We start from the raw sequence: 26,988 nt of genomic DNA on the forward strand, positions 1-26,988 counted from the left end.
CAGCGGGAGCCGTCCGCACGAGGCGGGGAACCGTCCTCACGGAAAAGCACGCGGAAAGAACCCGCGGCGGCACCGCCCGCTCCGCTGGAAGCCGCGACACCGCCGAAGTAGCAGAAGGATCCGAACCAGCTGACAGCTCGACCGGAGAAACACCGGCCGGTCAGCCGATCACCTCCTCATGAACGGTGGGATGTCCACCTCGTCGTCGTTGTCGTCGTCGTTCTGGTTGCGCGAACGCCCGAGCAACGATCCGCCAAATCCGGTGGAATTCGCCGTGGGATTCGCAGTGGGGTTCGCAGCGGGATTCGCCGGGTGACCACCCGTGGGCCTGCCCTGCGCACCCGCGCCCTGCTGCTCTCCTGAGATCGTGGATCCGTCGTTGCCGATGGGGCCTGCTGCACCGGGTTGCCCGGAACGCTGTTCCCCCGTTCCGAATTGCTGGTCCGAACGCTCGGTGTCGGCAGCGGCAGCTCCACTGTCCCCGCCGGAGGGCATCGGACCACGTGCGTGGCCGAGCACGCTCGTCCGCTCGGACTCCCCGGGAGACTGCGCGGGCTCGTCCTGTCCCGAGGGGCGATAGGCCTCCTGCCCCGAGGGGCGCTGGGGACGCTCGTTACCGAGGGCTTCGGCCCGCCCCGCCTGCTCACCACCGGCCGGGCGCTGGGGGGGAGCCTGCTGCTGGGCGGAGACCTGCTGGGGAGCCTCCTCCTGCTGCTGAACCGGCTCAGCCTGGCCGTCGACCACCTGTCCCTTGCCCACGACCGCGTCCTCGGACTCGTCGCGGGAGCCGACCTTGTCCGGGTCCAGCTTCTTGTGGGTCGGTGCTCCGGCGTCGAAGCCCGCCGCGATCACGGTCACTCTGACCTCGTCCCCGAGGGAATCGTCGATGACCGTACCGAAGATGATGTTCGCCTCCGGGTGCGCGGACTCCTGCACCAACGAGGCGGACTCGTTGATCTCGAACAGTCCGAGGTCGGAGCCACCCGCGATGGCCAGCAGCACACCGTGGGCCCCCTCCATGGAAGCCTCGAGCAGCGGGGAGTTGATCGCCTTCTGAGCGGCCTCCACCGCTCTGCCCTCGCCTCTGGCCGAACCGATCCCCATCAGGGCGCTGCCCGCGTCCGACATGACGCTTTTCACGTCGGCGAAGTCCAGGTTGATCAAACCGGGGGTGGTGATCAGGTCCGTGATGCCCTGAACACCGGAGAGCAGCACCTCGTCGGCGGACCGGAAGGCGTCCATGAGGCTCACGCCGATGTCGCCGAGCTGCAGCAGCCGGTCGTTCGGGATGACGATCAGCGTGTCGCACTCGTCGCGCAGGTCCTTTATCCCCTGCTCCGCCTGGGAAGCCCTGCGCTTTCCCTCGAAGGAGAACGGGCGAGTGACCACACCGATGGTCAGCGCGCCCAGCTTGCGCGCGACGGAGGCGATCACCGGAGCACCGCCCGTCCCGGTCCCACCGCCCTCACCGGCGGTGACGAAGACCATGTCGGCGCCCTTGAGGACCTCCTCGATCTCGTCCTTGTGATCGTCGGCTGCCTGATAGCCGACATCAGGTGCCGCACCGGCACCCAGTCCGCGCGTCAGCTCACGGCCGATATCGAGCTTGACGTCGGCATCCGACATCAGGAGGGCCTGCGCGTCGGTGTTCACCGCGATGAACTCGACGCCTTTGAGCCCGACCTCGATCATCCGATTCACGGCGTTTACACCGCCGCCACCGATGCCGACGACTTTAATCACCGCGAGATAGTTGTGCGGGGGCGTCATCGTCATCCGCCTTCCTGGTCGTGGCTGAAGCGCTCGCTGTGGTGGACCTGGCCGGTCCTGTTCGCGGACGCCGGTTGGCGCCCCATGGTCGTGCCGCCGATCAACGGCTACGCGGTTGGCTCGCTGTCAACCCCGTACATGATCGGACGTTAGGCATCGCGGCCGGGACTAGTCCAGCAGCCACGCCGATGGCCGCTGTCGCGTGTCGCCGACACCATCCCGCCACGAACGCCGTACCAACGTCTAGGAAGTGCCCGCGCCCCACACCACGACACCTCGAACGCATTCATTCCGCCGTATCACGACCACAGTTCCACCGTACCGCGAAGGGGTTCGGAACGGGCGACGTCCACCGTGGTCGGTCCACGAACGAGTCACAGCGGGACCTTCTCCACTTTCCGGACACGTCCCGCCCCTGCTGCCCTGCCGGAACATCGCCCCTCCAGGCGCGTCTCCCCTCCGGTGGTGCCACGGAGCGCGACACCGGCATCCTTCCATCCACGGGGGACACCGCGCGGAGACCGAAGCTCACGGAGGACAATCGCACCGGACCACGACAGGAGGGGTGGGCTCAACAGTGGCAGTCGAACGGGTGGCGACAGCGCACTCGCCCCGTGGCGAGACGGTGCTGTCACGCCGGGAGGACGGAACGCTCGAACTGCGGGTCAACGGCGTTTTCGTCATGGACACCGCGCACACGGCCAGCGAACGCGCACTCGCGCGAAACGCCCTCGACGCGTTCCACGGCTCCCCGGGCTCCGCACGAGACGGCACAAGGGTGCTCATCGGCGGCCTCGGCCTCGGATTCACGCTGCACGAGGTGCTCGGCTACTCCGAGGTCGCCAGCGTCGTGGTCTCCGAGATCGAGCCTGCGGTCGTGGAATGGTTCCTGCAGGGGCTGGTTCCCGAGGTCGCTGCCGACCGCCACGACGATCGTGTGACATTGGACACCGCGGAAATCACCGAATCGGTGTCCGCGCAACGGGACTCCACGCTGGACGTGCTGCTGCTCGATGTGGACAACGGTCCCGGGTACCTGGTGCGTTCCGAGAACGCTTCCGTGTACGGAACGGGCTTCCTGCGGCAGTGCCGGGACAAGCTCGCCCCCGGCGGACTGCTGGCAGTCTGGTCGGCGAACCCGGCCCCCGAGCTGGCCGAGACCGTCCGCGAGGTGTTCGGATCCGTGGAACAACGTGCTGTTCCGGTGACGCTGGGTTCGCTGGAAACCGAGTACCACCTCTACACCGGCCGCATCGGCGCGAACTGACCGCTTCCCGCCGGTGAGGCGGCTCCGAGAATTTCGTCCGGAAAGCGCCGCGCACCCACCCGGGCGAGCACCTCAGGACACAGTGGGCAATTCCGGAGCGGTGACGTCGTAGACCCGCCCCTGGCGGGTGAGCAGCGCGGGAAGCACCGCGGCCTTGAGCTCCGACTCGGCCGCGCTGCCCCACTCGACGGTGCGCCCCCGCGTCAACAGCAACCGCACCCCGCCGGAACCGTCGAGCTCCACCACCCGGACCTGCTTGCGGACCTTCTCGTCCAACGAAGTGAACGCCGTGATCGCTTCCTCGGTCCGTTGTTCGCCGACGTCCTCCGGGAGGCGGAGTTCGGGCATCCTCCGGGATGGTTCGGGCACCTCCGCGAAACCGACCCCGTCGTCGTCGACCAGTCGGACACCGCCGGAAACCCGTTCGAACAGGACCGGTTCACGCTCCACGACCCGGATCCGCACCGTCGAGGGCCAGACCAACCGCACATCGGCGGACTCCACCCGGGAGATCCCGGTAACCCGCTCGCGGACGGCCGCACGGTCCACGCGCACTATCGGGGTGCCCTCCTCGATGGAGGCCACCCGGCTCACCCGACCCGCATCGAGCACCTCGGTACCGCTCACCCGCACCGAACGCACTCCGAGCACCGGGGTGAAGAAGACGAGCACGGCAGCCGTGGTGATCAGAGCGAGCGCGACGAGAACGATCCAGCGGGCGATCCGACCCCGCCCCGCGGACTCCTCCCCGTCACGGCCTCCCCGCGTCCGCGAGCTTGTCCGTCCCCCGGAGGAACGGGCCCGCCCCGACTCCCTCATGACTGCTCCGTGTCACTCGGTTCCGATCCCGTCGTGCTCCGGTTGCCCACCTCGGTCAGGATCTCCGGGCCGAGCATGGTGACATCGCCGGCCCCCATGGTCAGTACGACGTCACCGGGCCGGACCAGCTCGGCGATCCGGAGGGGGACCTCGGTGATCGACGGCTCGTAGTGCACCCGCTCCGGAGGCAGCGGCACCGCCCCGGAGATCAGCTCCCCGGAGACACCGGGCTGCGGTTGTTCCCGCGCTCCGTACACGTCGAGCACCACCACCTCGTCGGCCAGGGCCAACGCCTCGGCGAACTCCGCGGCGAAAGCAGCGGTCCTGGAGAACAGGTGCGGTTGAAAGACCACGACGAGCCTGCCGGAGTCCACCTCGGTGCGGGCGGCGCGCAGCTGCACGCGCACCTCCGTGGGGTGGTGGGCGTAGTCGTCGTAGACGCGCACCCCGTCGGCCCTGCCCTTGAACTCGAAACGACGGCGCACCCCGCCGAACGCGGCCAGCCCTTCCAGCAACCCCTCCAGCGGCGCTGCCAGCTCGAGGCCCGCGAGCAGCGCCGCCACCGCGTTGCCCGCCATGTGCTCCCCCGGCACGGAGACGGACAACTCCACGGACCGGGTGCGGCCACCTTCGCCGAGCAGCAGCTCGACCATGCTCCTGCCGTGGCTCGGGTGGTGCGCGACGAGCCGTGCGTCGTCCTCGCCCTCGACGGCGGAGCCGTAACGCCGAACGCGGAAACCGGCGTTCTCGGCCCGATCGGCGAGGGCGGCCGCGCCGGGATCGTCCACCCCGGCGATCAGCACCCCACCCGGCCGGACGCGCTCGACGAACTTCTCGAACACCTCGGTGTAGGCCTCGACGCTGCCGTGGTGGTCGAGGTGATCGGGCTCCACATTGGTCACCACGGCGACATCGGGGGAGAACACGAGGAAGGAACCGTCGCTCTCGTCGGCCTCGGCCACGAACACGCCTCCGTCTCCGTGGTGGGCGTTCGCACCCGAGTCGTTGAGATCACCACCGATCGCGAAGGACGGATCGAACCTGCAGTGCTGCAGGGCGACCGTGAGCATCGAGGTCGTGGAGGTCTTGCCGTGGGTGCCGGTCACGCAGGCGACCCGGTGATCACGCATGAGCGCGGCCAACGCCTCGGCGCGCCCCAGCACGGGGATGCCGCGCTCACGCGCCCCCACCAGCTCCGGGTTCCCCCCGTCGATCGCCGTGGACACGACCACGGCGCTCGGCGGGTCCACGTACTGGTCCAGGTTGTCCTCGTGATGGCCGATCCCGACCCTGGCCCCCTGGGTCCGCAGCGCGAGCACGGTGCGGGAGTCGCGGGCGTCCGAGCCGGAAACCCGCTCCCCCCTGGCCAGCAGGATACGAGCGATTCCGCTCATGCCGGCCCCGCCGATACCGACCAGGTGCAGGTGGGACAACAACTCGTCCGTCGCCGGCGCGAGCGCCTCCTCCGCGGAACTCGGTCCGCCTGCTGCCTCACCGCTCACTGCGCGGCCACCTCCAGTACGGTTTTGGCCAGCACCCGATCGGCTTCTCGGTGGCCGCTCTCCAGCGTCGCGCGGTTCATCCGCGCCAGCATCTCGGGGTCGCCGGCCAAAGGTAGCACCTCGTCGATGACGCGCTGCGGCGTCAACTCCTCGTCGGTGATCATCCGAGCCCCTCCCCCGCTGACCACGGGCTGGGCGTTCAACGCCTGTTCCCCGTTCCCGTGGGGCAACGGCACGAACACCGCGGGCAGTCCCGCCGCGGAGACCTCGGCCACCGTCATGGCCCCGGAGCGGCACACGACGAGATCGGCCGCGGCGTAGGCCAGGTCCATCCGTTCGAGGTAGGGCACGGGCACGTAGGGAGGTGCCCCGGGCACTTCCCGCACCGCGAGGGTGTTCTTCGGGCCGTGCGCGTGCAGCACACCTATCCCGGCCCGTCCGAGCTCGTCGGCCGCCCCGGAGAAGGCGGTGTTCAACGTCTGCGCCCCCTGCGAACCGCCGAAGACGAGCACCGTGGGGGCGCTGGGGTCCAGACCGTAGTGGGCCCGCGCCTGCTGCCGCAGCGCGGCGCGGTCCAGCGTGGTGATCGACTCCCGCAACGGGATCCCTATGGTGCTCGCTCCGGGTAAGCCGCTGTCCGGGACGGCGGCCAGCACGCGCTCAGCCAGCCGCGCTCCGACCTTGTTGGACAGTCCGGCTCGTGCGTTGGCCTCGTGCACGACGATCGGCACCCTGCCCCTGGCGCCGAGATACGCCGACAGGGAGACGTAACCACCGAAACCGACGACCACATCGGCCCCCACCCGGTCCAGGACCTCGCGGGTCCGGCGGACCGAGTCGCGGACCTTCAACGGCATCCGGAACAGTTCCGGGCTGGCCTTCCGGGGCATCGGCACCGGAGGAACGAGCTCGAGCTGGTACCCCCTCTTGGGAACGATGTCGGTCTCCAGCCCGCGCTCCGTGCCGAGCGCCACCACACGAGCGTCCGGACGGATCCTGCGCACCGCGTCGGCCAGGGCCATCGCCGGTTCTATGTGCCCGGCCGTGCCCCCGCCCGCGACGACCACGGTCGGTCCCCGCTGCTCCGGGGCGGACGAACCCTCTCGACCTGCGGGGGTGCTCGGCTGCTGTGTGCTCAACGAAGTACTCCTCGTAACTCGGGATTCACGCGACGCCGTGCGCTTTCGCCGCCGCTTTCACGTACGTCCCCGGCAGGACGAGCGGAAATCGTGCACAACCGCTTCCGCTCATCGTGCCGAGCGGGCCCCTCCCGGGCCCCGTGCTGCGCCTTGTCGTTGCTTTCCCGCCCGCGAACCACCGGTCCCCGACTTCCCGGAAGGTTTGGCCGGTTGGGGACCGCGTTGCTTGGCGGTGGTGCTGTTGTTCGAGCGGCGCGACGCCGGAGGCCGGTACGGCGCCGGGGTGGGCAGGCGCAGCAGTTTTCCGACCCTGCCCGGCCCCAGCGAGCGCAACGCCGCGATGGCCTCGGGCTCGTGTCTGGCGCAGTTGGCCAGCAGCCCGAAGACGATCATCGTCGTCACCACGGAACTGCCTCCCGAGGAGATCAGCGGAAGCGGAAGCCCCGTCACGGGGAGCAGCCCGACCACGTAGCCGATGTTGATGGCTGCCTGGGCCACCAACCACGTGGTCAGGGTCGCAGCGACCAGCCTGATCCACGGATCGGTGTTGCGGCTGGCGATCCGCATCCCCACGTAGGCGAGGGTGCCGAACAGGATCAGCACCACGACGCAACCGACGAACCCGAGTTCCTCCCCGAGCACCGCGAAGATGAAGTCGTTGTCGGCCTCGGGAAGGTACTGCCACTTGGACCAACCCCGCCCCAGCCCCTCGCCGAACAGTCCACCGTCGGCCAGAGCCAGCAACGCCTGGTTCGACTGGAAACCGGCCCCCTGGGGATCGGACCCCGGGTTCAGGAACGAAGTGACCCGGCCCATCTGATAACCCCCGAGGGTGATCAGTGCCGTGGCGGCCGTGACACCTCCCAGCAGGACAGCGCTGAACAGTCGCAGCGGAGCCCCCGCGAACCACAGCAGCGCCAGCAGCACCACCCCCAGCAGCACCGTGGAGCCGAGGTCCGGCTGCATCATCACGAGGGCGAATATCAGCAGGGCGGCGGGGACCACCGGAACGAGCAGGTGCCGGTACTGCCCGAGCAGAGCACGTTTGGTGACCAGCACGTGCGCACCCCACAGCGCGAGGGCGATCTTGGCCGGTTCCACCGGCTGGAACGAGACCGGTCCGAGCGCGAACCAGCTCTGCGCCCCGTTCTCGGACGCCCCCAGACCGGTGAGCACGAGCACGAGCAGCAGCAGGCAGATCAGCAGCAGCACGTGGCTGAAGCGACGCAGCACCCACACCGGCGTGCGCATGGCGACATAGCACCCCACCGCGCCGACCAGGCAGTGCGTCAGATGGCTCAGGAAGATGCTGTAGGAGGAGCCCTCCTTGTTGAACGACTCCACGCTGGAGGCGGACAGCACCATCACCAGACCGAAAGCCGTGAGCAGCCCGAACACCGCGAGCAACAGGTGAAACGAGGCGAGCGGCCTGGTCAACCAGGCGGTCAGCGCCGAGCTCACTCCGCGCAGACCGTCACCGACGCCCTGTCTGCCGCGTTCGCGGGACCCGCTGCCGCGCTCACGAGAACCACTGACGTTCCCGGCCGCCACGACTGATCACCCCCTGTGCCGTTCGGCCGGGTCCACGGCGGACTCGGCCAGCAGCGCACGCACGGAATCGGTGAACTCCCGCCCCCTGTGGGCGTAGTCGGTGTACATGTCCATCGACGCCGCGGCCGGAGCCAGCACCACGGCTGATCCCGGTTCGGCGCGGGCGGCGGCCAGGCGCACGGCTTCCGACATCGCCGACTCGTGCTCCGGGGGGACGCTCACCACGGGGACGTCCGGAGCGTTCCGCCGCAACGAGTCGGCGATGAGCCCACTGTCGGTGCCGATGAGCACGACCGCCAGGAAGCGCCGCGCGTGGGTGCGCACCAGTTCGTCGACGTCGGCGCCCTTCAGCAGCCCGCCCGCGATCCACACCACGCCGGAGTGCGCGCGCAGGGCGGCCGAGGCGGCGTGCGGATTGGTCGCCTTGGAGTCGTCGACGTAGATCACCTCGTCGGCCTCGCCCACGACGACCGAGCGATGCTCACCGGGAGCGAAGTCGCGCAGCCCGCTGGAGCAGGCCGCGGGGGCGACACCGTGGGAGCGGGCGAGCGCGCAGGCTGCGAGCGCGTTGGAGAGGTTGTGCGTCCCCACCTGACGGACGTCGCTCACCTCGGCCAGGGAGGTGGAAGCGGACTCGTCCGCTCCATCCAGGGGGAAGGCCAGGTCGCGGAGCTCCTCCCCCACGAGACCGAGCTGCCCGCCCACCGGCTCTCCCGTGGTGATGCCGACGGAGGACGCCGTGGCGTACTTCTCGGCCAGCATCGTCGAGGCCTCGTCGTCGGCGTTGTACACCGAGCAGAGGTTGCCCCGGTAGACGGCCGACTTGGCGAGACCGTAGGCGTGCAACGAGCCGTGCCAGTCCAGGTGGTCGTCGGCCAGGTTGAGCACCACCCCCGCGTGGGGGGACAGCGTGTTCGACCAGTGCAGCTGGAAGCTCGACAGCTCCACGGCCAGCACCCCGTGCCCCGCGCGCACGGCGTCGACCGCGGGCAGGCCGACGTTGCCGCAGGCGACCGCGTCGAGGCCCGCGGAACGCAGGATCGACTCGAGCATGCCCACCGTGGTGGTCTTGCCGTTCGTGCCCGTGACGGCGAGCCACACCGCCGGTGCGGAACTCGCGCGGTCGATCCGCCAGGCGAGTTCGATCTCACCGATCACCTCGATGCCGGCGGCGGCCGCGGCCTCGAGCAGCGGGGCGTCCGGACGCCACCCCGGACTGGTGACCACGAGATCGGTTCCCGCCGGAGGCTCGGCCAGGTCGGTGCACAGTTCCGCGCCGCGCTGCCGCAGCTCGGAGAGCGCGGCCAGCCGTCCCTCGGACGCGTCCGTGATCGTGACGGCGGCGCCCTCGGCGAGTAACGCCTCGGCAGCCGATCTGCCGGACACTCCGGCACCCGCGACCAGAACTCGTGCACCCACCTTGCTCATGACCTCACCAACGATCCACGTGAAAGATGTGCCGTTCGGCGCCTCTCCGCATCCGCGGCCCGCTCGTCACGGCTCGGGCGCGCCGCGAGCGGACTCCATCAGGTCCCGCCCGCCAGGGACAGCCAGTCGGCGTAGAACAGGCCCACCCCGAACAGGCAACTGATCGCACCCAGTATCCAGAACCGAATGATCACCGAGGTTTCGGCCCACCCCGCGAGTTCGAAGTGGTGGTGGAACGGCGCCATCCGGAACAACCGCCTGCGCGACGTGCGGAAAACCACGATCTGCAACACCACGGAGAGGGCCTCGACAACGAACAGACCGCCGATGACGATCATCAGCAGTTCCGTGCGGGTCGTCATCGAGAGCCCGGCGACCAGTCCACCGATGGCCAGCGAACCGGTATCGCCCATGAAGATCTTGGCCGGTGCCGCGTTCCACCAGAGGAAGCCCACGCAGGCCCCCATGGCCGCCGCCGCGACCACGGCGACGTCCAGCGGGTCACGCACCTGGTAGCAGGCCGGTCCGAGCTCGGCAGCCAGCTGGCAGGAGTTGCGGAACTGCCAGAAGGAGATCAGCACGTAGCTGGCCAGCACCATCGCGGCCGTTCCTCCGGCCAGACCGTCCATGCCGTCGGTGAAGTTCACCGCGTTGGACCAGCCGCTGATGGCGATGTAGGCGAACACCACGAAACCGACGAGGCCGAAGGAGACCACGTTGATGTCCCGGATGAACGACAGGTTGTCCGAAGCGGGGGTGAACCCGTTCCTGTCGGCGAACTGCAGGGCCAGGACGGCGAACAGCACCGAGGACAGCATCTGTCCGATCAGCTTCGCCGTCTTGTTCAGCCCCAGGTTGCGGCGCTTGCGGATCTTGATGAAGTCGTCCAGGAACCCGACGATGCCGAGCATCGTGGTCAGGCCGAGCACCAACAGCGCGGTGATGCTGGGGAACGTGTCGGACACCGTCAGATGAGTCGCCAGGTATCCGACCCACATGGCGACGAGAATCGCCATTCCCCCCATCGTGGGGGTCCCCCGCTTGGACGAGTGGGACTTCTGCACCTCCTCGCGGATCTCCTGACCGAAACCCTGTTTCGAGAAGACCTTGATGAGATACGGGGTGAAGAGAATGGAGACGACCAGGCCGACGGCCGCGGCGACGAGAATGCTCTTCACGTCGTACCACCGCCTCGCGCGGCGTCCTCCCCGGAGGACTCCCCTGCGGTGGATCCCGTCAGCTCCTCGGCGACGCGCCACAGCGCCGCCGCGTTGGACGCCTTGATCAACACGGCGTCATCGGGCCGCAACTCGTCCCGCAACAACCCGACGGCGGCCTCGACGTCCGGTACCAGAGTCGACTCCTCTCCCCAAGAACCTTCCAGCGCGGCACCCTGGTGCATCGCACGGGCCTGATCACCGACCACGACCAGTCGGTCGATGTTCAACCGCACGGCCAGTCGTCCGATCTCGTCGTGCGCGGTGGACGTCTCGTCGCCCAACTCGCCCAGCGCGCCGAGAACGGCCCAGCTTCTCCCCGGGCCACCGTGTTTCATCGAGGCGAGGGCCTTCAGAGCCGCCCGCACCGATTCCGGGTTGGCGTTGTAGGCGTCGTTGATCACCGTGACCCCTCCCGGGGTCTCGGTGACCTCCATCCGCTTGCCGGACAGCTGACGCACCTGCTCCAGACATTCGACGGTCTGCTCGACGGTGGCTCCGAGCTCCCTGGCCACCGCCGCCGCGGCCAGCGCGTTGCCGACGTGGTGCTCGCCGTGCAGCGGCAGCCGCACCGTGGCCCGCCCCTCCGGGGTGACCAGCGTGAATCCGGGGCGCGCCTGCTCGTCGAGCTCCACGTCCTCAGCCCTGACCTCGGCGTCCGGGCGCTGCCCGAACCGCAACACCCGCGCGTCGGTGCGCTGGGCCATGGCCGCCACGGCCGGATCGTCGGCGTTCAACACCGCGACCCCACCGTCGGCCGCGGCGGGCAGCGCCTCGACCAGCTCACCCTTGGCCCTGGCCACGGCCTCCCGCGAACCGAACTCGCCGAGGTGGGCGCTGCCGACGTTGAGCACCACTCCCACGCGGGGCGGGGCCGACTCGCACAGCTCCGCGATGTGCCCCGTCCCACGGGCGGACAGCTCCAGAACCAGGTGGCGGGTGTCCTCGTCCGCACGCAGCACCGTCCAGGGATGGCCGATCTCGTTGTTGAACGATCCGGGCGGAGCCACGGTCGGCCCCGAGGGTTCGAGCAGCTGCGCGATCAGGTCCTTCGTCGAGGTCTTGCCGGAGGAACCGGTGACCCCCACGACCGTGAGCCGCTCCAACCGGTCGACCACCAGACGGGCGAGTCGCGCCATGGCGACCAGCACGGCGGCTCCCGAACCGTCCGTGTCACCGGCCAGAGCCATCGCACGGGCCCGTTCGGCCGCGTCGACGGGCGGCACGATCACGGCGGGGGCGTCCACTTCCCTCGCCGCGAGCACGGCGACAGCTCCGTCCGCGACCGCACGCTCCGCGAACCGGTGCCCGTCGACGTGTTCCCCCGGTACCGCAACGAAGAGTCCACCGGGGCGTATCTTCCTTGAATCGAATTCGACGGCCGCGGTGACGACCTCGCTACCGTCGGCGCGGTGCAGTCTGCCACCGACTACCTCAGCGATCTCGTCGAGGCTGAGCCGGATCACCTTGCCTCCTCGTCACTTCCCCGGTTCTCCTCCGGGGACCACCGCACGGCGGTGTTCTCCGTCCCTTCCGGACCTTCAAGTCGTTCGCGCAACGCGGCCGCCAGCTCGTCCCGGTCCGAGAAGGGGTGGGTCACCCCGGCCACTTCCTGACCGGTTTCGTGCCCCTTCCCCGCGACCACGACGACGTCGCCTCCGCGTGCCCGACGCACCACCTCGTTGATCGCCGTCCGCCGATCGGCGATCTCGCACAACACGGCGCGGTCTTCCTCGGCCACTTCCGCCGCCCCGTCGAGCACGCTCGCTCTGATCTCCGCCGGATCCTCACCGCGCGGATTGTCGTCGGTCACCACCAGCAGGTCCGCCGACCGCGCCGCGGTGGCTCCCATGACGGGACGCTTGGCCGCGTCCCGGTCACCTCCACAGCCGAGCACGACGAGCACCCTCCCAGCCGCTTGGGCCCGCGCCGCTTCCAGCACGGCCTCGACGGCATCGGGCTTGTGCGAGTAGTCCACCACTGCGGCGAAGTCCTGGCCCAGTGCGACACGCTCCATGCGCCCCGGAACGTCCACCTCGGCCAACCCTTCGGCGACGGACTCCGCGTCCACGCCGAGTTCCCACAGCACGGCCGTGGCGAGCAAAGCGTTGGCGATGTTGAACGACCCCGGCAAGCGTAGCCGGATATCCACACGAGCCTCGCCCGGACCAATCGCGGTGAACTGCTGCTCCCCGCTCGGATGAGCCACGACTCCGTTCGCGGTCCAGTCGGCGTCCCGCCCGTCTGCAGCAACCGTGACCACCCCGGAGCGGACCAATCGCCGCCCCCACTCGGTGTCCAGGGACACCACCTCACGCGCACAGCGGCCGTCGAACAGCATGGCCTTGGCGGCGAAGTAGTCCTCCATATCACTGTGGAAGTCCAGGTGATCCCTGGAAAGGTTGGTGAAACCGCCCGCGGCGAACTCGACTCCGGAAACCCTGCCCAGCGCCAACGCGTGGCTGGACACCTCCATGACCACGTGCGTGACACCGCGTTCGGCCATCACGGCCAGCAGGGCCTGCAGATCGGGAGCCTCCGGGGTGGTGAACGCGCTGTCGAGGCGGGTTCCGGCCACGCGGGTCTCGACCGTTCCGATCAACCCGGTGACGCACCCCGCCCGGCGCAGCGCGGCCTCGGCCAGGTAACTCGTGGTGGTCTTGCCAGAGGTACCCGTGATGCCCAGCACGGAAAGCCGCCGGGACGGCCTGCCGTAGATCTCGGCAGCCAGCGCACCGAGGACACGACGCGGTTCGGGGTGCACCAGCAGCGGAACTTCGCCCCCGGCCACCGAGGTGTGTTCGGTCAACGCCGCCGCGCGTGCCCCCTCCTCGTCCGTGACAACGGCACGCGCCCCCGCGTCGAGGGCGGCAGCGGCGTGCTCCGCACCGTGGGTGCGGGCACCGGGCAACGCGGCGAACAGGTCACCGACGACGACATGTTGAGCACGCAAAGTGACACCGCTCACCTCGACAGGGGTGTCACCGACGGAGTCCGTCGACTCGGTGATGCGGACCACGCGGGCACCGGTCGACTCGGCTAACTGCTGAATACTCACCGGCTCGACGCGCGATGGACGAGGCGGGGAAGTCGCAACCGCGGAAGGCACGGCGAAAAGGTTACCTGTACCGCTCGGAGGAGCAGCCTCACGGTGGGCGCGTCCCCCGAGCGGTCGTCCCCGCTACGCCGAAAGGCGGAGGGGGTGGAATCGCACCTCCACTCCCCGTCCCGTTCCTCCGCGCGGACCTCCGGGGATTCCCCTGGCGAAACGGCCGGTCCGCGTGCTTCCCCTCCGGGAATCAACGTTTCTGCAGCGTCTTCCGCGGGGCCGGTTCCGGGGAAAGCGGAATGTCGTAGCGCCGTGTCAGGTCGGCTGCCACGTCGTGGAACAACGGTCCGGCCGATTCGGTGCTTTCCGGTTCGTCGAGCATGATTCCGACCACGTACCTCGGATCGTCCGCCGGAACCATGCCCGCGAACGTCACCCAGTACTTGGAATTGCTGTAGCAACCACAGGCGGGATCGGGTTTCTGCGCCGTCCCCGTCTTGCCCGCGATCTGGTAACCGGCCAGCGCGGCCCCCGGAGCGGTTCCCCCCTGCTCGTCACCCTCCTGCACCACGGCGCGCAGCATGTTCTTGACCGTATCCGCGGTCTGCTCCCCGACCACTCGCACTTTCTCGGGGCGCGGCTGAGCGACCTCCGTGCCGTCGGGGCGCACCGTCGACTCGACGAGCCGCGGCGGGATCCGCACTCCGTCGTTGGCGATCGCCTGATACATACCGGCCATCTGCAGCACGGTCATCGAGAGCCCCTGGCCGATCGGCAGGTTCGCGAACCTCGTGTCCGACCACTGCTTGCGCGCGGGAACCGTCCCCGACGTCTCCCCCGGCAAGGCGATACCGGTCTTCTCGCCCAGACCGAACTTCCGGATCAGCTCCGCGAAGCGGTCCTTGCCGAGCTTTTGCGCCACCTTCAGGGTCCCCACGTTGGAGGATTTGGCCAGCACGCCCCGGAAAGTCAGCGGAAGAGTCTCGTGACTCCAGGCGTCGTGGATCGTGGCACCGCCCATCTTGATCTCGTCCGGGACCTGCAACACCGTGTCCGGTTCCACGATGTCGTGTTCGATCGCCCCCGCCGCCGTGATCAACTTGTTCACGGACCCCGGTTCGTACGGCGTGGTCACCGCCCGGTTGCTCAGGTTCCGGGCAGCCCTGCTGGACTGGTCCTCCGGCTCCGAGGGGTCGGCGTTGGCCAGCGCACGCACCTTTCCGGTCTTCGTGTCGAGCACGACCGCGCTTCCTCCGGAGGCTCCCCTCTCCTTGACGTAGGAGGCCAGTTTCCGGTTCAGCGCGAACTGCAGGTCGGAGTCGAGAGTCAACCGCACGTCCGCCCCCGGCTCGGCGGCCTTGATCTTCTTGGTTCCCGGGATGACCAGACTGCTTCCCATGGCCGTGTCCGAGATCTTGACCCCGTCCTCACCGGTCAGCTTCTTGTCCAGCGCGTTCTCCATCCCCACAGTCCCGCGGATCTTGTTCTCCCCCTTGCGCCAGGAGGCGGCCCCCACGATGCCCGCCGCCACCGATCCCGCAGGGTAACGCCGAACGGCCCGGTACTCACTGCCGATCTGCGGGTACTTCTCGTGGATCCTGCGGGCCGTTCCGGGATCGATCAGCGGGCCGAAGTAGAGGAATTGCTGGTCGGAGAACAACGCGTCCAGAACCTGCTGCTCACTGACCTTGCCGTGGGTTATCTCGGCGATACCCTTGGCGATGGCCCGTTTCTTCTCCGGTCCCGTTTTCACCCAGGGCTTCTTCTCGCGCTCCTTGCGCTGCTGCTCGTCGAGAAGGCGTGGATTGGCGTAAAGCTTGCGGGCCTCACCGCTGAAGGCCAGCACCCTGTCGTTCACGTCGGTGATCGAGCCGCGCTCCGCCGGAATGGCCTGCTTGGTCACCAGCTGGTCGTTGGCCTGCTCCGACAACGCGCGCGCCTCGAACCCCTGGACGATCACCAGCTTGGTGCCGGTCGCGACCAGGGCGAGCACGAGCAGCAGCCTGCCGATGCCCAAGCGCCTCTTGCTCGCAGCGACCTTGGTCCGCGGAGTCCGGGTGGAGCGGGTTCCGCGCGAGCCGCTCGATTTCCGGCCCTGACTTTTGTCCGCCGGGCGCACCGGAGCGCGACGGGTCGCGTCGCGCTTGGAGCCTCCGCGTCGGGGTGTACCACGTTGCCTGTCGCGACGAGCCATATGCGTTATTCCATCGAGGGGTCGTTCGACGGGGACCGGTCGGAGTTCACCGCGTCCCCGGAGTTCGCTTCCTGACCGGGTTCGTTCCGCGAGTTGTCCTGCCGCTGATCCTCCGAGGCGGTGCTTTCGGACGAAGGTTCCGGTTTCGGGGGATCCGGCGTCGGGGCGGCGCTGGGATCACCGACCACGCGCACCGATCCGTCCGGGGCGACCACCAGGTGAGCCGGGTCCGGTGCGGGGACCATGTTCATTTCCTCGACCCGCTGCTGGACCTCCGAGATGGAGCCCATCTTGCTGACCGAGCGCATCAGATCCTCCTTGCGCTCGGTCAACGCCTGCACTCGTTCCTTCGAGTCCTGTATGCGGTACGAATTGCTCACGGCTGCGATCGACAACCACAGAGTGGCGACGATGCCCACGGCCAGCACGACCATGGCGGTGCCCACGAAGGCCGCCCGGGAGGTCGCCACCTTGCTCAACAACCGGTAGAAGACCCCGGCTCCCGATTGGAGGAGCCCGCTTCCCGAGAGGGCGAGGCGTGACTTCCCCTGCGCGATCCGGTTCTGCCCGGGGCGTCTCCCCCGCCGTTCGGTGCTCCGCTCCTCCTTCTTGCCGGCCTCCTCCTTCTTGCCGGCCTCGGGTTGCTTGCCCCGCTCGCGTTTGCGCTCGTAGGCGCGCTCCGCGCTGGCCGAGCGAACACGCCCCCTGCGGCTGCTCCGGCCGTTGCCGCGCTGCTCGGCACGTTGCCGTTGCCTGCCGCTCTTCCGTTCCCCGTCGTTTCCGCCGCGCGCCGGCGCCGTCATGCCTCCTCCTGGATTCGCTCGGCGGCTCGCAGACGTACCGAACTCGCCCTGGGATTGGCCGCGACCTCCTGCTCGCCCGCGAATTCAGCGCCACGGGTGAGCACGCGCAACTCCGGCCCGTGCCCGGGCAGCTCGACCGGAAGGTCCAACGGTGTCCGCGATTTCGCCCGCTCCGCAAAAGTGCGTTTGACGATGCGGTCCTCCAAGGAGTGGTACGACATCACCACGATCCGTCCTCCCCCCGCCAACGAGTCGATCCCCGCGGGAAGGGCACGTCGCAGCACCTCCAACTCGCCGTTCACCTCGATGCGCAGCGCCTGGAAGGCGCGCTTGGCGGGATGTCCTCCACTGCGCCTGCTCGCCGCCGGAACGCTGTCGTAGACCAACTGGACCAACCGCGCGCTCGTGACGAACGGTTCCCGATCGCGTTCCCGCACTATCCGCCCGGCGATCCTGGACGCGAACTTCTCCTCGCCGTACTCCCGCAACACCCTCGTCAGCTCGTCCTTGGAGTACGTGTTGAGCACGTCGGCGGCGGTGAGTCCGGCCGTGCCGTCCATGCGCATGTCCAGCGGGGCGTCCCTGGAGTAGGAGAACCCGCGTTCCGTCTCGTCCAACTGCAACGAGGACACTCCGAGGTCGAACAGGATTCCGTCCAGCGAGGACAAACCCTGCTCGGCCAGGATCTCCGGAATGCGGTCGGCGACGTCGTGCACCAGCCGCACGCGTCGCGAGTAGGGCTCGAGACGCCGGCGGGCCAGCTCCAGGGCCTCCGGATCGCGGTCGACACCCACCACGGTGGTTTCCGGGAAGGAGCGCAGCAACGCCTCGGCGTGCCCGCCCATCCCGAGAGTGGCGTCGAGAACCACCCCGGGACGCGCACTCAGCACCGGCTCGAACAGCCGGACCGTCCGATCCAGCAGCACCGGGAGGTGGCGCCGCTCCACGTGCGAATCCGACTCCGCGGAATCCCTCGTTCCGTCCTCCGCTTCGGAGTCCCGTCCCGGAACCTCTGACACAGTGGCTTTCCCTCCTCTTCGAACCGCCCGGGGAGGACGGGGCGGAATTCCTCTCGAATGGACGCCCGAGGTCCGCGCGCTCGTTCTTTCGAGTTCGCGCCGCCGAGTTCGCGCCGCCGCGCGGCGCACGAGAAACGGCGTTTCGCCCCAGGTGTCCGTCCAACCCCACCAACAGGTCGGCCGCCCCCGAAGCCACTCCCCGAGCGGTGCGCCCCTGCTGCCACTCACGCTACCGGCAGTCACGCGAACCACGACGCCCACGACGCGGCAGGATCCCCTGCGGAACTGTCCGCGTTTCCACGCCGAAAGAGATCTCCCCGACCGACCTCACATTACCCCACCCCGCCCCTTCGTCAACCGGAAACGCCGGGGGCGCGACTCGACGATCCCCACGATCGTGCGAAACCCCCGCGAACCGCTCGCACGCGGGGCGTGTCGGTGAGCTGCTTCCCACCGAGTACGGCGCTGGAACGCACGCGGGGATTTGAGACACTTCGGGGCACACCGCAACACGAGCGCTCCGTGCGACCGGAACCGCTCGGCCGTCCCGGTACGGTTCGCCCGGCCCGCGAGGCGGGCGCGGTGGCCAGCGAACGGCATCTGGAGGTTCTGTGACGCCCGAGACCAGCTCATCCGGCAGCGCCACGTCCACCGCGTCCGGAAGCGGAACGACGCACGGTTCCCGAGCGGACCACCTCGCCACTCCCGGAGAGTCCCCAGCGGGGCTCCCGATCGAGCGCGTCCACGACACGCTGCGCAAAATAGCGGAGAACGTGGAGAACGTGCTCGTGGGCAAGCGGGAAGTGGTGCGCCTGACGCTGGTGACCCTGCTGGCCGAGGGGCACCTGCTCGTGGAGGACGTCCCCGGGGTGGGCAAGACCTCCCTGGCCAAGGCGCTCGCCCGCTCCGTGGACTGCACCACGAACCGGATCCAGTTCACCCCCGACATGCTTCCGGGCGACGTCACCGGAGTGTCCGTGTACAACCGCCGCTCGGAAACGTTCGAGTTCAGGGGCGGGCCGGTCTTCGCGAACATAGTGGTGGGCGACGAGATCAACCGGGCGTCCCCGAAAACCCAGTCGGCCCTGCTCGAGTGCATGGAGGAGAACCAGGTCACCGTCGACGGGCACAGCTACTCCCTCGAATCCCCGTTCATGGTGATCGCCACCCAGAACCCGATCGAGCTCGAGGGCACCTACGCGTTGCCCGAGGCCCAGCGGGACCGCTTCACCTGCCGCGTGTCCATCGGTTACCCCGACAAGCAGGCCGAGCTGGCCATGGTCGACGAACACGCGAGCACCGACCCGCTCGACGGGCTCTCCCCGGTCACGGATGCGACCGAAGTGACCGAGCTGTTGGCGACCGTGCGCAGGATCCACGTGACCACCGAGCTCCGGCGCTACGCGATCGAGCTGGTCACGGCCACCCGCGAGCTGGCCGAGCTGCGTCTGGGCGCCTCTCCGCGGGCCACCCTGCAGCTGCTCCGCGCGGCACGTGCCCAGGCCGCGCTGAACGGACGGGACTTCGTCACGCCGGACGACGTCCAGGCCGTCGCCGTGCCGGTGCTCGCGCACCGCCTCGTACTGACCGGAGAGGCGCGCGCGTCCAGGCAGAACGGCTCGGACCTGGTGCGGCAGCTGCTGGGGCGCGTTCCGGTACCGCGCGACACGGACTCCGCGCTGTGAGCCCCGGATTCATGAGACTCGGGACCACGGGGCTCGGAGTGCTGTCCGGACTGACCGTGCGGGGACGCTGCCTGCTGGCCGCCGCGTGCGCCGCCGTGGTCTGCGCCCTGGTCCTCGACGAGCGAGACCTGCTGCGGGTCGCGTTCTTCGCGGCCGCGCTCCCCCTGCTGACGCTGTCGATCAGTGCGCTTGCCAGGACCGGTCTGCGGGCGGACAGGGAGCTTGTACCGCGCAGGACCGCCGTCCACACGAGCGCGACCGTGCGGTTGCGGCTCAGTTCCACGGGCAGGGTCCCGCCGAGCGGTCTGATCCTGGTGGACGAAGTCCCTCCCCTGCTCGGTGGTACGGCACGTTACGGACTGGGCGGATCCGTGGGCCGGAGCGGAAAAGTCGTGGAGTACACCGTCCGTCCCGAGCTGAGGGGCGTACACCAGCTGGGACCGCTGCGCTGCAGAACACGTGATCCTTTCGGACTGTCGGTGTTCGAGAAGGAGATCGTGGGCTCGGACCACCTGGTCGCGGTCCCCGAGGTCTTCCCGCTGAGCGGGCTGCCCGCGGCGGGAGGCGGACACGGCGGGGAGGACTCCGGGCGGATGCGCGCCGGCCCCGGCAGTGACGACGGCACCATCCGGGAGTACCGGCACGGTGACGACATACGCCGCGTGCACTGGAAGTCGACGGCGCACCGCGACGAACTGATGGTCCGCGTCGAGGAGGGGCCCCGCCACGGCGGAGTCACCGTGCTGCTCGACCACAGGGCTTCCGCGCACCGGGGGACGGGGGCGAACTCGAGCCTGGAGTGGGCCGTGTCCGCCGCGGCCAGCATCTGCCTGCACCTGCGCCGACGCGGACAACGCGTACGTCTTGTCAGCACCTCCGGCCGACGCGTGGCAGCGAGTGGCTCGCCCGGTTCGGATGCGGACGAGGAGCAGGACGACGAATCGGTTCTGGAGGCCCTCGCGGCCCTGCAACCCTCGGCGCGCCGCGAGATCCCTCCCGGCGGGGCCTCCGAGAGCGACCGGGACCTCATCGCGGTGCTCGGACGCACCACCCCGGCCGGGGCGGGGAAGCTGGCCTCGGCCCGTTCCACCGGTTCGCGCAGCGCGGCGATACTGCTCGACGTGGACGCCTGGGCCGAGGGGTCCCAGCAGCACGACCCCGCGTCCGGGACGGCCCACCGACTCCGTTCCGCGGGATGGACCGTGACCACGGTCGCCGGCCCCTCCTCACCCGTTGCTCTCGTCTGGGAAAGTCTTTGCGAACAGGGCACCTCGCTCGATCCGCCCCGGGCCGGACCATGAACCGAAGCGCCGAACGCACACCGGACACCGCCGCCACCGCCGTGGCGGTGGGCGTCGTACTGCTGACCTCGACGACGTTCTCAGCGGTGCTCGCGGACTGGCGCTGGTTCCCCGTCGCCGCGTTGACGTCGATCGCCGTGGCCGGAACTGGAGCGGCGGCGCGGATGGCGCGTGCGCGCTCGTGGGCCCCTCCGGCCCAGCTGCTCGTGCTCGTGGTGATGCTGACCGCCCTGTTCGGGCGGAACGCCATCCTCGGAGTGCTGCCCGGTCCCGCGACGGTCGCCAGGCTGGGGAGCCTGCTCGGAACAGCGATCGGCGTGGTGCGCACCGGTGTGCCCCCGGTTCCCGCCGACTCGGCCATGCAGTGCCTGGTGGTCCTCGGCCTGGGGGTGGTCACCTTCCTCGTGGACCGGATCGTCGTGGCGCACCGCGCCCCCGCCGTGGCCGGCCTCGTGCTGTTGTGCATGCTGGCCGTCCCGGCCTCACTGGCCGACCTGCTGCTGCCGTGGTGGTCGTTCCTCGGCAGTGCGGTGGGCTTCGCGGCGCTGTTGCTGCTCGGCCGCCACCCAGGACTCGTGCCCAGGACCACCTACACCTCCGCGGTGGCTCCAGCCCTGCTGCCGGTGACCGTGGTCGCCACAGCCGCCGTGATCGCCCTGCTCGCCGGAACCGTGTTCACCGGGGTCGGAACCCGGGGAAGGATCCCGGGCACGGACCAGGAATCCCGCGGCCCCGGTACCGGCGAGATCGGGCTGCGCCCGTTCACCTCGCTGCGCGGACAGCTCTCGCGGGACGAGGTGGTGGAGCTGTTCCGCGTCGAGGGACTCCCCCGGGACGCGTACCTCCGCGCGATGACCCTGCGGCGGTTCGACCCGGACCAGGGGTGGAAACTCGACGGCCTGTCCCGCGGTGTCGCTATGGACGGGCGACTTCCGACGCCCGCGGGGATGCAGCCCTCGGAAACCGATACGACCAGCGTGCGGATCGATCCGGTGGGGTACCGGGACGCGTGGTTGCCGATGTTCGGTGTTCCCGTCGAGGTCTCCGAGATCGGGACCGGGTGGCGGTACGATCCCGCCTCGGGGACTGCGTTCACCCGGGAGAACCCCGACACGGACAGCTACACCGAACTGGCGGCCTTCCCCGATCCGAGCGAGCGGGCACTCCGCCGCGCTTCCGGGGAGGACACCGTTTCCCCCGCCTATTCGAGCACAGCGGGAATACCCCCCCGGGTGCGCGAACTTGCCCGGCGAATAACCTCCGAGCAGCACAATCGGTTCGACAGGGCCGTCGCCCTCCAGCGGTACTTCACCGACCCGTCGAACGGCTTCACCTACGATCTGCGGACCGCCCCCGCATCCTCTGACGACGCGCTGACCGATTTCCTGTTCCGCGGCAAGCGCGGCTACTGCGAACAGTTCGCCTCCGCGATGGCGGTACTGCTGCGTTCCGTCGGAATCCCCTCCAGAGTCGCGGTCGGCTTCACCCCGGGTGAGCGCTCGGGCAACCAGCGGGTCATCACCACCGAGGACGCGCACGCATGGGTCGAGGCCTTCTTCCCCGGGCACGGGTGGATCACCTTCGATCCCACCCCGCTCAGCGGCGATCGGGCGCCCAGCCCCTCCTACCTGAGCTCCGAGGACCGCGGGCAGCAGGGCGGGCAGGACTCCGAAACCTCGGGCACCACGCCGGAACCGACCCCCTCGGACGGCGCACCGACCACACGACCGGACGAATCGGGCTCTCCTTCGCCCGTCGCACGGAACGAGCGGACACCGATCGGGCTGTGGCTGCTGCCCTCCACGGCGGTGCTGCTGCTGGTCGGCGGCACCGCGGCACCGGCCCTGATCAGGAGCGCCCGCAGGCGGAGCAGGCTATCCCGCGTGGCCGCTGACGCCCCGGGATCCACCCGCCTCGCCTGGCGCGAACTGCTCGACGAGTTCACCGATCGCGGGACTCCCCCGATCCCCAGCGAGAGCCCGCGCGGAACATCGGAACGCCTGATCGGGCAGTACGGCCTCGACGAGGAGAGCGCGCGAGCGGTACGACGGTTGACGGCGGAAATCGAGCGCGCACTGTACGCACCGCAGGGCGGCGCCGGGGTATCCACGGCGGAGCTGACCACGGCGGTGGATGGCTTGCGGCGCTCCAGGCCACTCACCCGCGGAGAGTGGATGTTTCCCCGGTCGGTGGTGTCCGGACGTGGGCAACGGTGAACCGAGCACGCCCCGTTCTCGGGCACGTCACCGGAGTTGACCGCACGAACCGCGCGCTGCGCACCGGCTCCCGCCTTCGGACGGCGACCTCTTCCGGACGGCGACCTCTTCCGGACGGCGACCTCTTCCGGACGGGGAATGAACTCACTCAGGTGAGGAGACGACCGGGAAAGAGACTTGGCCGTCACAGCATCGGAGCACGGAAGTGCCCGGATCGTCCACTCGACCCGGGCACCCGAACCGCTCCGGACGGTCTTTTCGACCCCACGCCGGACCGGCTCACGATCGCTACTGCTCGAAGCGCTTGCGGAAGCGATCTTCCAGACGCTGCGTAAGGGAGTTCCCCGTCTTGCGCTTCGCACCGGACGGACCACCACCGCCGGACTGCGACTCGGGTTCTTCCGCACTACCGCGCATCGCGAACAGGACGATCACTGCTCCGCCGAACATCACGAGGAAGCCGACCACGCTCACAACGGGTATCCCGGCCGCCGTGACCGGAAGCACCACGCCGAGCACCAGTAGGATCAACCCCAACACGAACACGGCGATGCCCTGCAGGCGGCGCCGCTTGGAGGGTCGATGCAACCGCCCTCCACGCACGTTGGAGGCGAAATTGGGGTCCTCGGCGTAGAGCGCGCGCTCGATCTGGTCGAGCATTCGCTGCTCGTGCTCGGAGAGTGGCATGGCTCCTCCTCCGGCACACTAGGTCCGTGTCACCGAAACCCGAGGACTCCGTTCCACGGAGTTCCGGTGAACGCTTCTGGGGGCGTCACATTCGAGGATACGGTCCCAACGACGAGACGACTACCCGGTCCCATCTCCGTATCCATGATAACTGTCCGACATCATCCCGCGAGGGGATTTTCTCACTGCACCGTGTGATTGTGCGGGACTCGGGCCAGACCGTGCAGCCTGGTGGCTATGTCCCGCAGGGGTGGATGCCCCGCGGCCGCCACCTCCAGCCCCTCCAGGGCGTCCCAGGCCCCCGGAGTCGACTCCAGGACCGATCCCGGAACCAGGTCGCTGACGACCCCCTGTCCCTGAACGGTTTCCACGACCAACCCGGACCGGTCGAGCACCCGCCGCAACAGCTCGGTGTCGAACCGACGACGCACCGTCTCCCCGGTCGGACCGTCCATGCGTCCGTCCGGATCGTTGAACAGCCGAAGGGCCTCGGCGACCCTTCCGGTGAGCGCACGACCGAGAACAGCCGCGTACCTGTTGGCCACCACGACGGAGACGGCTCCACCGGGTACGGCAGCCGTACCGAGCGCCCGGAGCGAAACGTCCACGTCGTCGACGTACTCCAGCAGGCCGTGACCGAGAACGAGATCGGCCCCGCCGGAAGGCGCCGCCGACTGCAGGGCGTCGGTGTCGCCCTGCACTGCGAGCACGCGATCCCCCACACCCGCGTCCGCGGCCCGCCGTCGCAGGGTCGCCAGCGCGTTGGGACTGGGATCGACGACGGTGACCGAACATCCGGAGGAGGCCAGCGGCACCGCCCACACTCCGCTGCCACCTCCGACATCGAGAACCTCCGGAGCGTCGCCGCGACGACGGCGAGCTTCGGCCAACTCGTTTTCCAGCACCCGGTGCACGGCGTCGGACTTCATGGGGGCAGCGTAATCTTCGCCCCCGAGCACGACGACATCCGGCGGGCGGTGTCAACCGCATCCGCCGCATTTCCGCTCCGGAGCTCGCCGGAGCGGGGGGCTCGTCGAGCAGCACGCCACGGACGCTTGCGGAGTCCGTAGGCTACGGGCGTGCATACGGTGGCGGTACTGAGCCTCAAGGGTGGCGTGGGAAAGACGACAGTGGTGCTCGGGCTGGCTTCGGCGGCCATGCGCAAGGGGGCACGCACTCTCGTGGTCGATCTCGACCCCCAGTGCAACGCGACGGCCTCGTTGGAGCCCCGCCCCACCACCAGGGGACTGAGCGACGTGCTGGCCGACCCCACGGCCGAGACGATCGTCCAGGCGGTCGCCCCCAGCTCGTGGGGCGAGGACGTGGACGTGCTCGTCGGCTCGGAGGACGCCGAGGTCCACAACGGCCAGGAGTCCGGTGAGAGCAGGCTCAACCGGCTCACCGAGGCCCTTTCGGAGCTGACCGCCCACTCACCTGCGGGGGAGGCCCCTTATCAACTCGTGCTGTTGGATTGCCCACCGTCGCTCGGTCAGCTGACCCGCTCGGCGTTGATCGCCGCCGACAGAGCGCTGCTGGTCACCGAACCCACGATCTTCGCCGTCTCGGGGGTGCAACGCGCCTTCGAAGCCGTGCAGGCCGAGCGAACGACGAACAATCCGCGCCTGCAACCCCTCGGGGTCGTGGTGAACCGGGTCCGGGCGCGCTCGCACGAGCACCAGTTCCGCATCGAGGAGCTGCGGGACATCTTCGGTCCGCTGGTCATGCCGGTGGCCCTGCCGGACCGACTGGCGGTGCAACAGGCCCAGGGGGCCTGTGTGCCCTTACACCAGTGGGGGACTCCCGGAGCGCGGGAGGTCGCTCTTGCGCTCAATCTGCTGCTCGCCAGGGCACTACGGGCCGGACGCTCCCGCCGACCGCGGAGCGCGGAGGATGCGCACGACCAGGACGACGAGGACGAGGCGCACGACCAGGGCGACGAGGACGAGGCGCACGACCAGGGCGAAGCGTGACGCCTCCGCGCACCGCCGCCTCCCCCGAGCGCGCCCGACGTTCCGTTCGGGCGCCGCCCGGGCGGTGCGGGCTGTCGTTCCACGTCACTGCCGGGAAGAGCCGCGGGACGCATCGACCAGGGCGCGCAGCATGGGGTGCACCAGCACGATCACCAGCGAACCCCAGACCAGTCCGCTCAACCGAACGTCTCCGACGGTCAGGGTCAGGTCCCCCGCCCCTGCGATCAGCGTGGTCCCCACCACCCCCAGGTTGACCGGATCGGTGAAATCGACCCCGGCGTTCAGCCAGATGCGCACCCCTATCAGCACGACCATGCCGAGCAGGATCATCGACGCGGCCCCGACCACCCCGGTGGGAACGGTCCCCAGCAACGCGGTGACCTTCGGGGAGAAGGCGATGCACATCGCCGTCAACGCCGCGACCATGCAGGCTGCCGTGGAATACACCCTGCTCGCGGCCAGCACCCCCATGCTCTCGGCGTAGCCGATCAATCCCGACCCGCCGACCGATCCCGAGAACGTGGTGGCCAGTCCGCCACCGATCAGGGCGTCGCCGACGCTGCCGTCCAGGTTCCTCCCAGTGGTGGAGGCCACGGCCTTGACCATCCCGACCTGGTGCGCCGCCACCACGATCACCAGCGGAATCACGAAGGGTGTCACGGACAGGTGCAGTTGCGGCGTGATCAGCTCGGGAAGGCCGAGCCAGGCCGCGTTCCGCAGTTCGGCGAGGCGCGCCGCGGACAACGTTCCGGCCCCCGCGGCGTAGAGCCACCCGGCCAGCATGCCGAGCAACACGCAGCCACGGGAGAGCAGCCCGCGCCCCAGCACCGTGAGCAGCAAGGTGATCACCGCGGTCACCGCGGCGGGCACCGGAGTCCGCTCGAAGGAGGTTGCCGAGTACGTCGCCAGCCCGAGGCCGACCAGAACGATGATTCCTCCGGTCACCACGGGTGGGACCGCGGTCTCCAGCAACCGCACCCCCAGAGCCTTGACCGCCACCCCCAGCGCGGTCACGAGCAGTCCGACGACCACGATGCCGCCGATGAGGGCCCCCGGCCCCGCTCCGGACCTCTCCGCCGCCGCTCCCAGCGGCACGACGAAAGCCAGCGAAGCTCCCAGGTAGGCGGGCACGCGGTTCCTGGTCAACAGCAGGAACAGGAGTGTTCCGGCACCGGAGGTCAGCAGGGTGGTCGAGACGGGCAAGCCGGTCATCCGGGGAACCAGCACCGTCGCCCCGAACATGGCGAGCAGGTGCTGAAATCCCAACCCGACGGTCAGTGGCCAGCTGAGCCGCTCGTCCGTGGCCACGTCCTCGCCGTCGGGCGGTTGCCGACCGTTACCGCGCACGGCCCACAAAGCCACATTGTCCTC

20 protein-coding genes are annotated in these 26,988 nt (G+C 69.4%); 5 read left to right on the forward strand and 15 right to left on the reverse strand.

Translation table 11 applies throughout. The annotated features are described in order from the left end of the window. Window positions 1-168 precede the first annotated feature (168 nt). The gene (gene ftsZ, locus G9Q41_RS08620) at window positions 169-1,770 is read right to left on the reverse strand and encodes a cell division protein FtsZ (RefSeq protein ID WP_165632452.1); all 1,602 of its coding nucleotides are present in this window, start codon (window positions 1,768-1,770) and stop codon (window positions 169-171) included. A 577-nt stretch (window positions 1,771-2,347) separates the two neighbouring features. Here ftsZ and G9Q41_RS08625 point away from each other — a divergent pair. Next, window positions 2,348-3,037, forward strand: coding sequence for a hypothetical protein (locus G9Q41_RS08625; protein WP_347567492.1), 690 nt, complete (start codon window positions 2,348-2,350; stop codon window positions 3,035-3,037). Window positions 3,038-3,109: 72 nt separating this feature from the next. Here G9Q41_RS08625 and G9Q41_RS08630 read toward each other — a convergent pair whose 3' ends face one another. From G9Q41_RS08630 to rsmH, 11 genes are all read right to left on the reverse strand, one after another. Then, the gene (locus G9Q41_RS08630) at window positions 3,110-3,856 is read right to left on the reverse strand and encodes an FtsQ-type POTRA domain-containing protein (protein ID WP_165632329.1); all 747 of its coding nucleotides are present in this window, start codon (window positions 3,854-3,856) and stop codon (window positions 3,110-3,112) included. After that, window positions 3,853-5,358 (reverse strand): UDP-N-acetylmuramate--L-alanine ligase, encoded by a 1,506-nt coding sequence (gene murC / locus G9Q41_RS08635; protein WP_165632330.1) that lies wholly within the window; start codon window positions 5,356-5,358, stop codon window positions 3,853-3,855. Before murC ends, G9Q41_RS08630 begins: the two co-directional genes overlap by 4 nt. Continuing rightward, window positions 5,355-6,497, reverse strand: coding sequence for an undecaprenyldiphospho-muramoylpentapeptide beta-N-acetylglucosaminyltransferase (gene murG, locus G9Q41_RS08640; protein WP_175455021.1), 1,143 nt, complete (start codon window positions 6,495-6,497; stop codon window positions 5,355-5,357). The genes murC and murG overlap by 4 nt, the downstream gene beginning before the upstream one ends. 108 nt (window positions 6,498-6,605) lie before the next feature. Then, the gene (gene ftsW / locus G9Q41_RS08645) at window positions 6,606-8,048 is read right to left on the reverse strand and encodes a putative lipid II flippase FtsW (RefSeq protein ID WP_165632331.1); all 1,443 of its coding nucleotides are present in this window, start codon (window positions 8,046-8,048) and stop codon (window positions 6,606-6,608) included. Between the two features lie 6 nt (window positions 8,049-8,054). After that, window positions 8,055-9,491 (reverse strand): UDP-N-acetylmuramoyl-L-alanine--D-glutamate ligase, encoded by a 1,437-nt coding sequence (gene murD / locus G9Q41_RS08650; RefSeq protein WP_347567515.1) that lies wholly within the window; start codon window positions 9,489-9,491, stop codon window positions 8,055-8,057. A gap of 83 nt (window positions 9,492-9,574) precedes the next feature. Continuing rightward, on the reverse strand, window positions 9,575-10,654 hold the full coding sequence (gene mraY, locus G9Q41_RS08655) for a phospho-N-acetylmuramoyl-pentapeptide-transferase (RefSeq protein ID WP_165632333.1): 1,080 nt from the start codon (window positions 10,652-10,654) through the stop codon (window positions 9,575-9,577). Then, window positions 10,651-12,159, reverse strand: a complete 1,509-nt coding sequence (gene murF / locus G9Q41_RS08660; RefSeq protein WP_165632334.1) for a UDP-N-acetylmuramoyl-tripeptide--D-alanyl-D-alanine ligase — start codon at window positions 12,157-12,159, stop codon at window positions 10,651-10,653. Before murF ends, mraY begins: the two co-directional genes overlap by 4 nt. After that, window positions 12,156-13,751 carry a UDP-N-acetylmuramoyl-L-alanyl-D-glutamate--2,6-diaminopimelate ligase gene (locus G9Q41_RS08665; RefSeq protein ID WP_165632335.1) on the reverse strand — a complete coding sequence of 532 codons (1,596 nt, stop codon included), beginning with the start codon at window positions 13,749-13,751 and terminating at the stop codon, window positions 12,156-12,158. Before G9Q41_RS08665 ends, murF begins: the two co-directional genes overlap by 4 nt. Before the next feature lie 241 nt (window positions 13,752-13,992). Beyond that, window positions 13,993-15,759 carry a penicillin-binding protein 2 gene (locus G9Q41_RS08670; protein WP_207630747.1) on the reverse strand — a complete coding sequence of 589 codons (1,767 nt, stop codon included), beginning with the start codon at window positions 15,757-15,759 and terminating at the stop codon, window positions 13,993-13,995. Window positions 15,760-15,941: 182 nt separating this feature from the next. Beyond that, complete coding sequence (locus tag G9Q41_RS08675) at window positions 15,942-16,739, reverse strand: hypothetical protein (protein WP_165632337.1); 798 nt, start codon at window positions 16,737-16,739, stop codon at window positions 15,942-15,944. Further along, window positions 16,736-17,686: a 16S rRNA (cytosine(1402)-N(4))-methyltransferase RsmH gene (gene rsmH / locus G9Q41_RS08680; RefSeq protein ID WP_092522891.1), complete on the reverse strand. Its 951-nt coding sequence runs from the start codon at window positions 17,684-17,686 to the stop codon at window positions 16,736-16,738. Before rsmH ends, G9Q41_RS08675 begins: the two co-directional genes overlap by 4 nt. A gap of 683 nt (window positions 17,687-18,369) precedes the next feature. On the opposite strand from rsmH, the gene G9Q41_RS08685 reads away from it, so the two are divergent. From G9Q41_RS08685 to G9Q41_RS08695, 3 genes are read left to right on the forward strand one after another with little or no spacing between them, the layout of a single operon-like run. Then, on the forward strand, window positions 18,370-19,443 hold the full coding sequence (locus tag G9Q41_RS08685; protein WP_092522294.1) for a MoxR family ATPase: 1,074 nt from the start codon (window positions 18,370-18,372) through the stop codon (window positions 19,441-19,443). Between the two features lie 11 nt (window positions 19,444-19,454). Then, window positions 19,455-20,744, forward strand: coding sequence for a DUF58 domain-containing protein (locus tag G9Q41_RS08690; RefSeq protein ID WP_165632338.1), 1,290 nt, complete (start codon window positions 19,455-19,457; stop codon window positions 20,742-20,744). Then, window positions 20,741-22,960 carry a DUF3488 and transglutaminase-like domain-containing protein gene (locus G9Q41_RS08695; RefSeq protein ID WP_165632339.1) on the forward strand — a complete coding sequence of 740 codons (2,220 nt, stop codon included), beginning with the start codon at window positions 20,741-20,743 and terminating at the stop codon, window positions 22,958-22,960. Before G9Q41_RS08690 ends, G9Q41_RS08695 begins: the two co-directional genes overlap by 4 nt. Window positions 22,961-23,248: 288 nt before the next feature. Here the strand turns inward: G9Q41_RS08695 and G9Q41_RS08700 are convergent, their stop codons facing one another. Both G9Q41_RS08700 and G9Q41_RS08705 read right to left on the reverse strand, forming a co-directional pair. After that, window positions 23,249-23,647, reverse strand: a complete 399-nt coding sequence (locus G9Q41_RS08700; protein ID WP_017974141.1) for a DUF3040 domain-containing protein — start codon at window positions 23,645-23,647, stop codon at window positions 23,249-23,251. A 182-nt stretch (window positions 23,648-23,829) separates the two neighbouring features. Next, window positions 23,830-24,576 carry a class I SAM-dependent methyltransferase gene (locus tag G9Q41_RS08705; protein WP_092522298.1) on the reverse strand — a complete coding sequence of 249 codons (747 nt, stop codon included), beginning with the start codon at window positions 24,574-24,576 and terminating at the stop codon, window positions 23,830-23,832. A 150-nt stretch (window positions 24,577-24,726) separates the two neighbouring features. On the opposite strand from G9Q41_RS08705, the gene G9Q41_RS08710 reads away from it, so the two are divergent. Next, a complete protein-coding gene (locus G9Q41_RS08710; RefSeq protein WP_165632340.1) occupies window positions 24,727-25,617 on the forward strand; it encodes a ParA family protein in 891 nt (296 codons plus the stop codon). Window positions 25,618-25,701: 84 nt separating this feature from the next. On the opposite strand, the gene G9Q41_RS08715 is transcribed toward G9Q41_RS08710, so the two are convergent. Next, entirely contained in the window at window positions 25,702-26,979 is a 1,278-nt protein-coding gene (locus G9Q41_RS08715; protein WP_165632341.1) for a solute carrier family 23 protein, read from the reverse strand. Window positions 26,980-26,988: the final 9 nt, after the last annotated feature.

It is taken from the genome of Actinopolyspora sp. BKK2 (assembly GCF_011291845.1).
GTDB lineage: Bacteria > Actinomycetota > Actinomycetes > Mycobacteriales > Pseudonocardiaceae > Actinopolyspora > Actinopolyspora saharensis.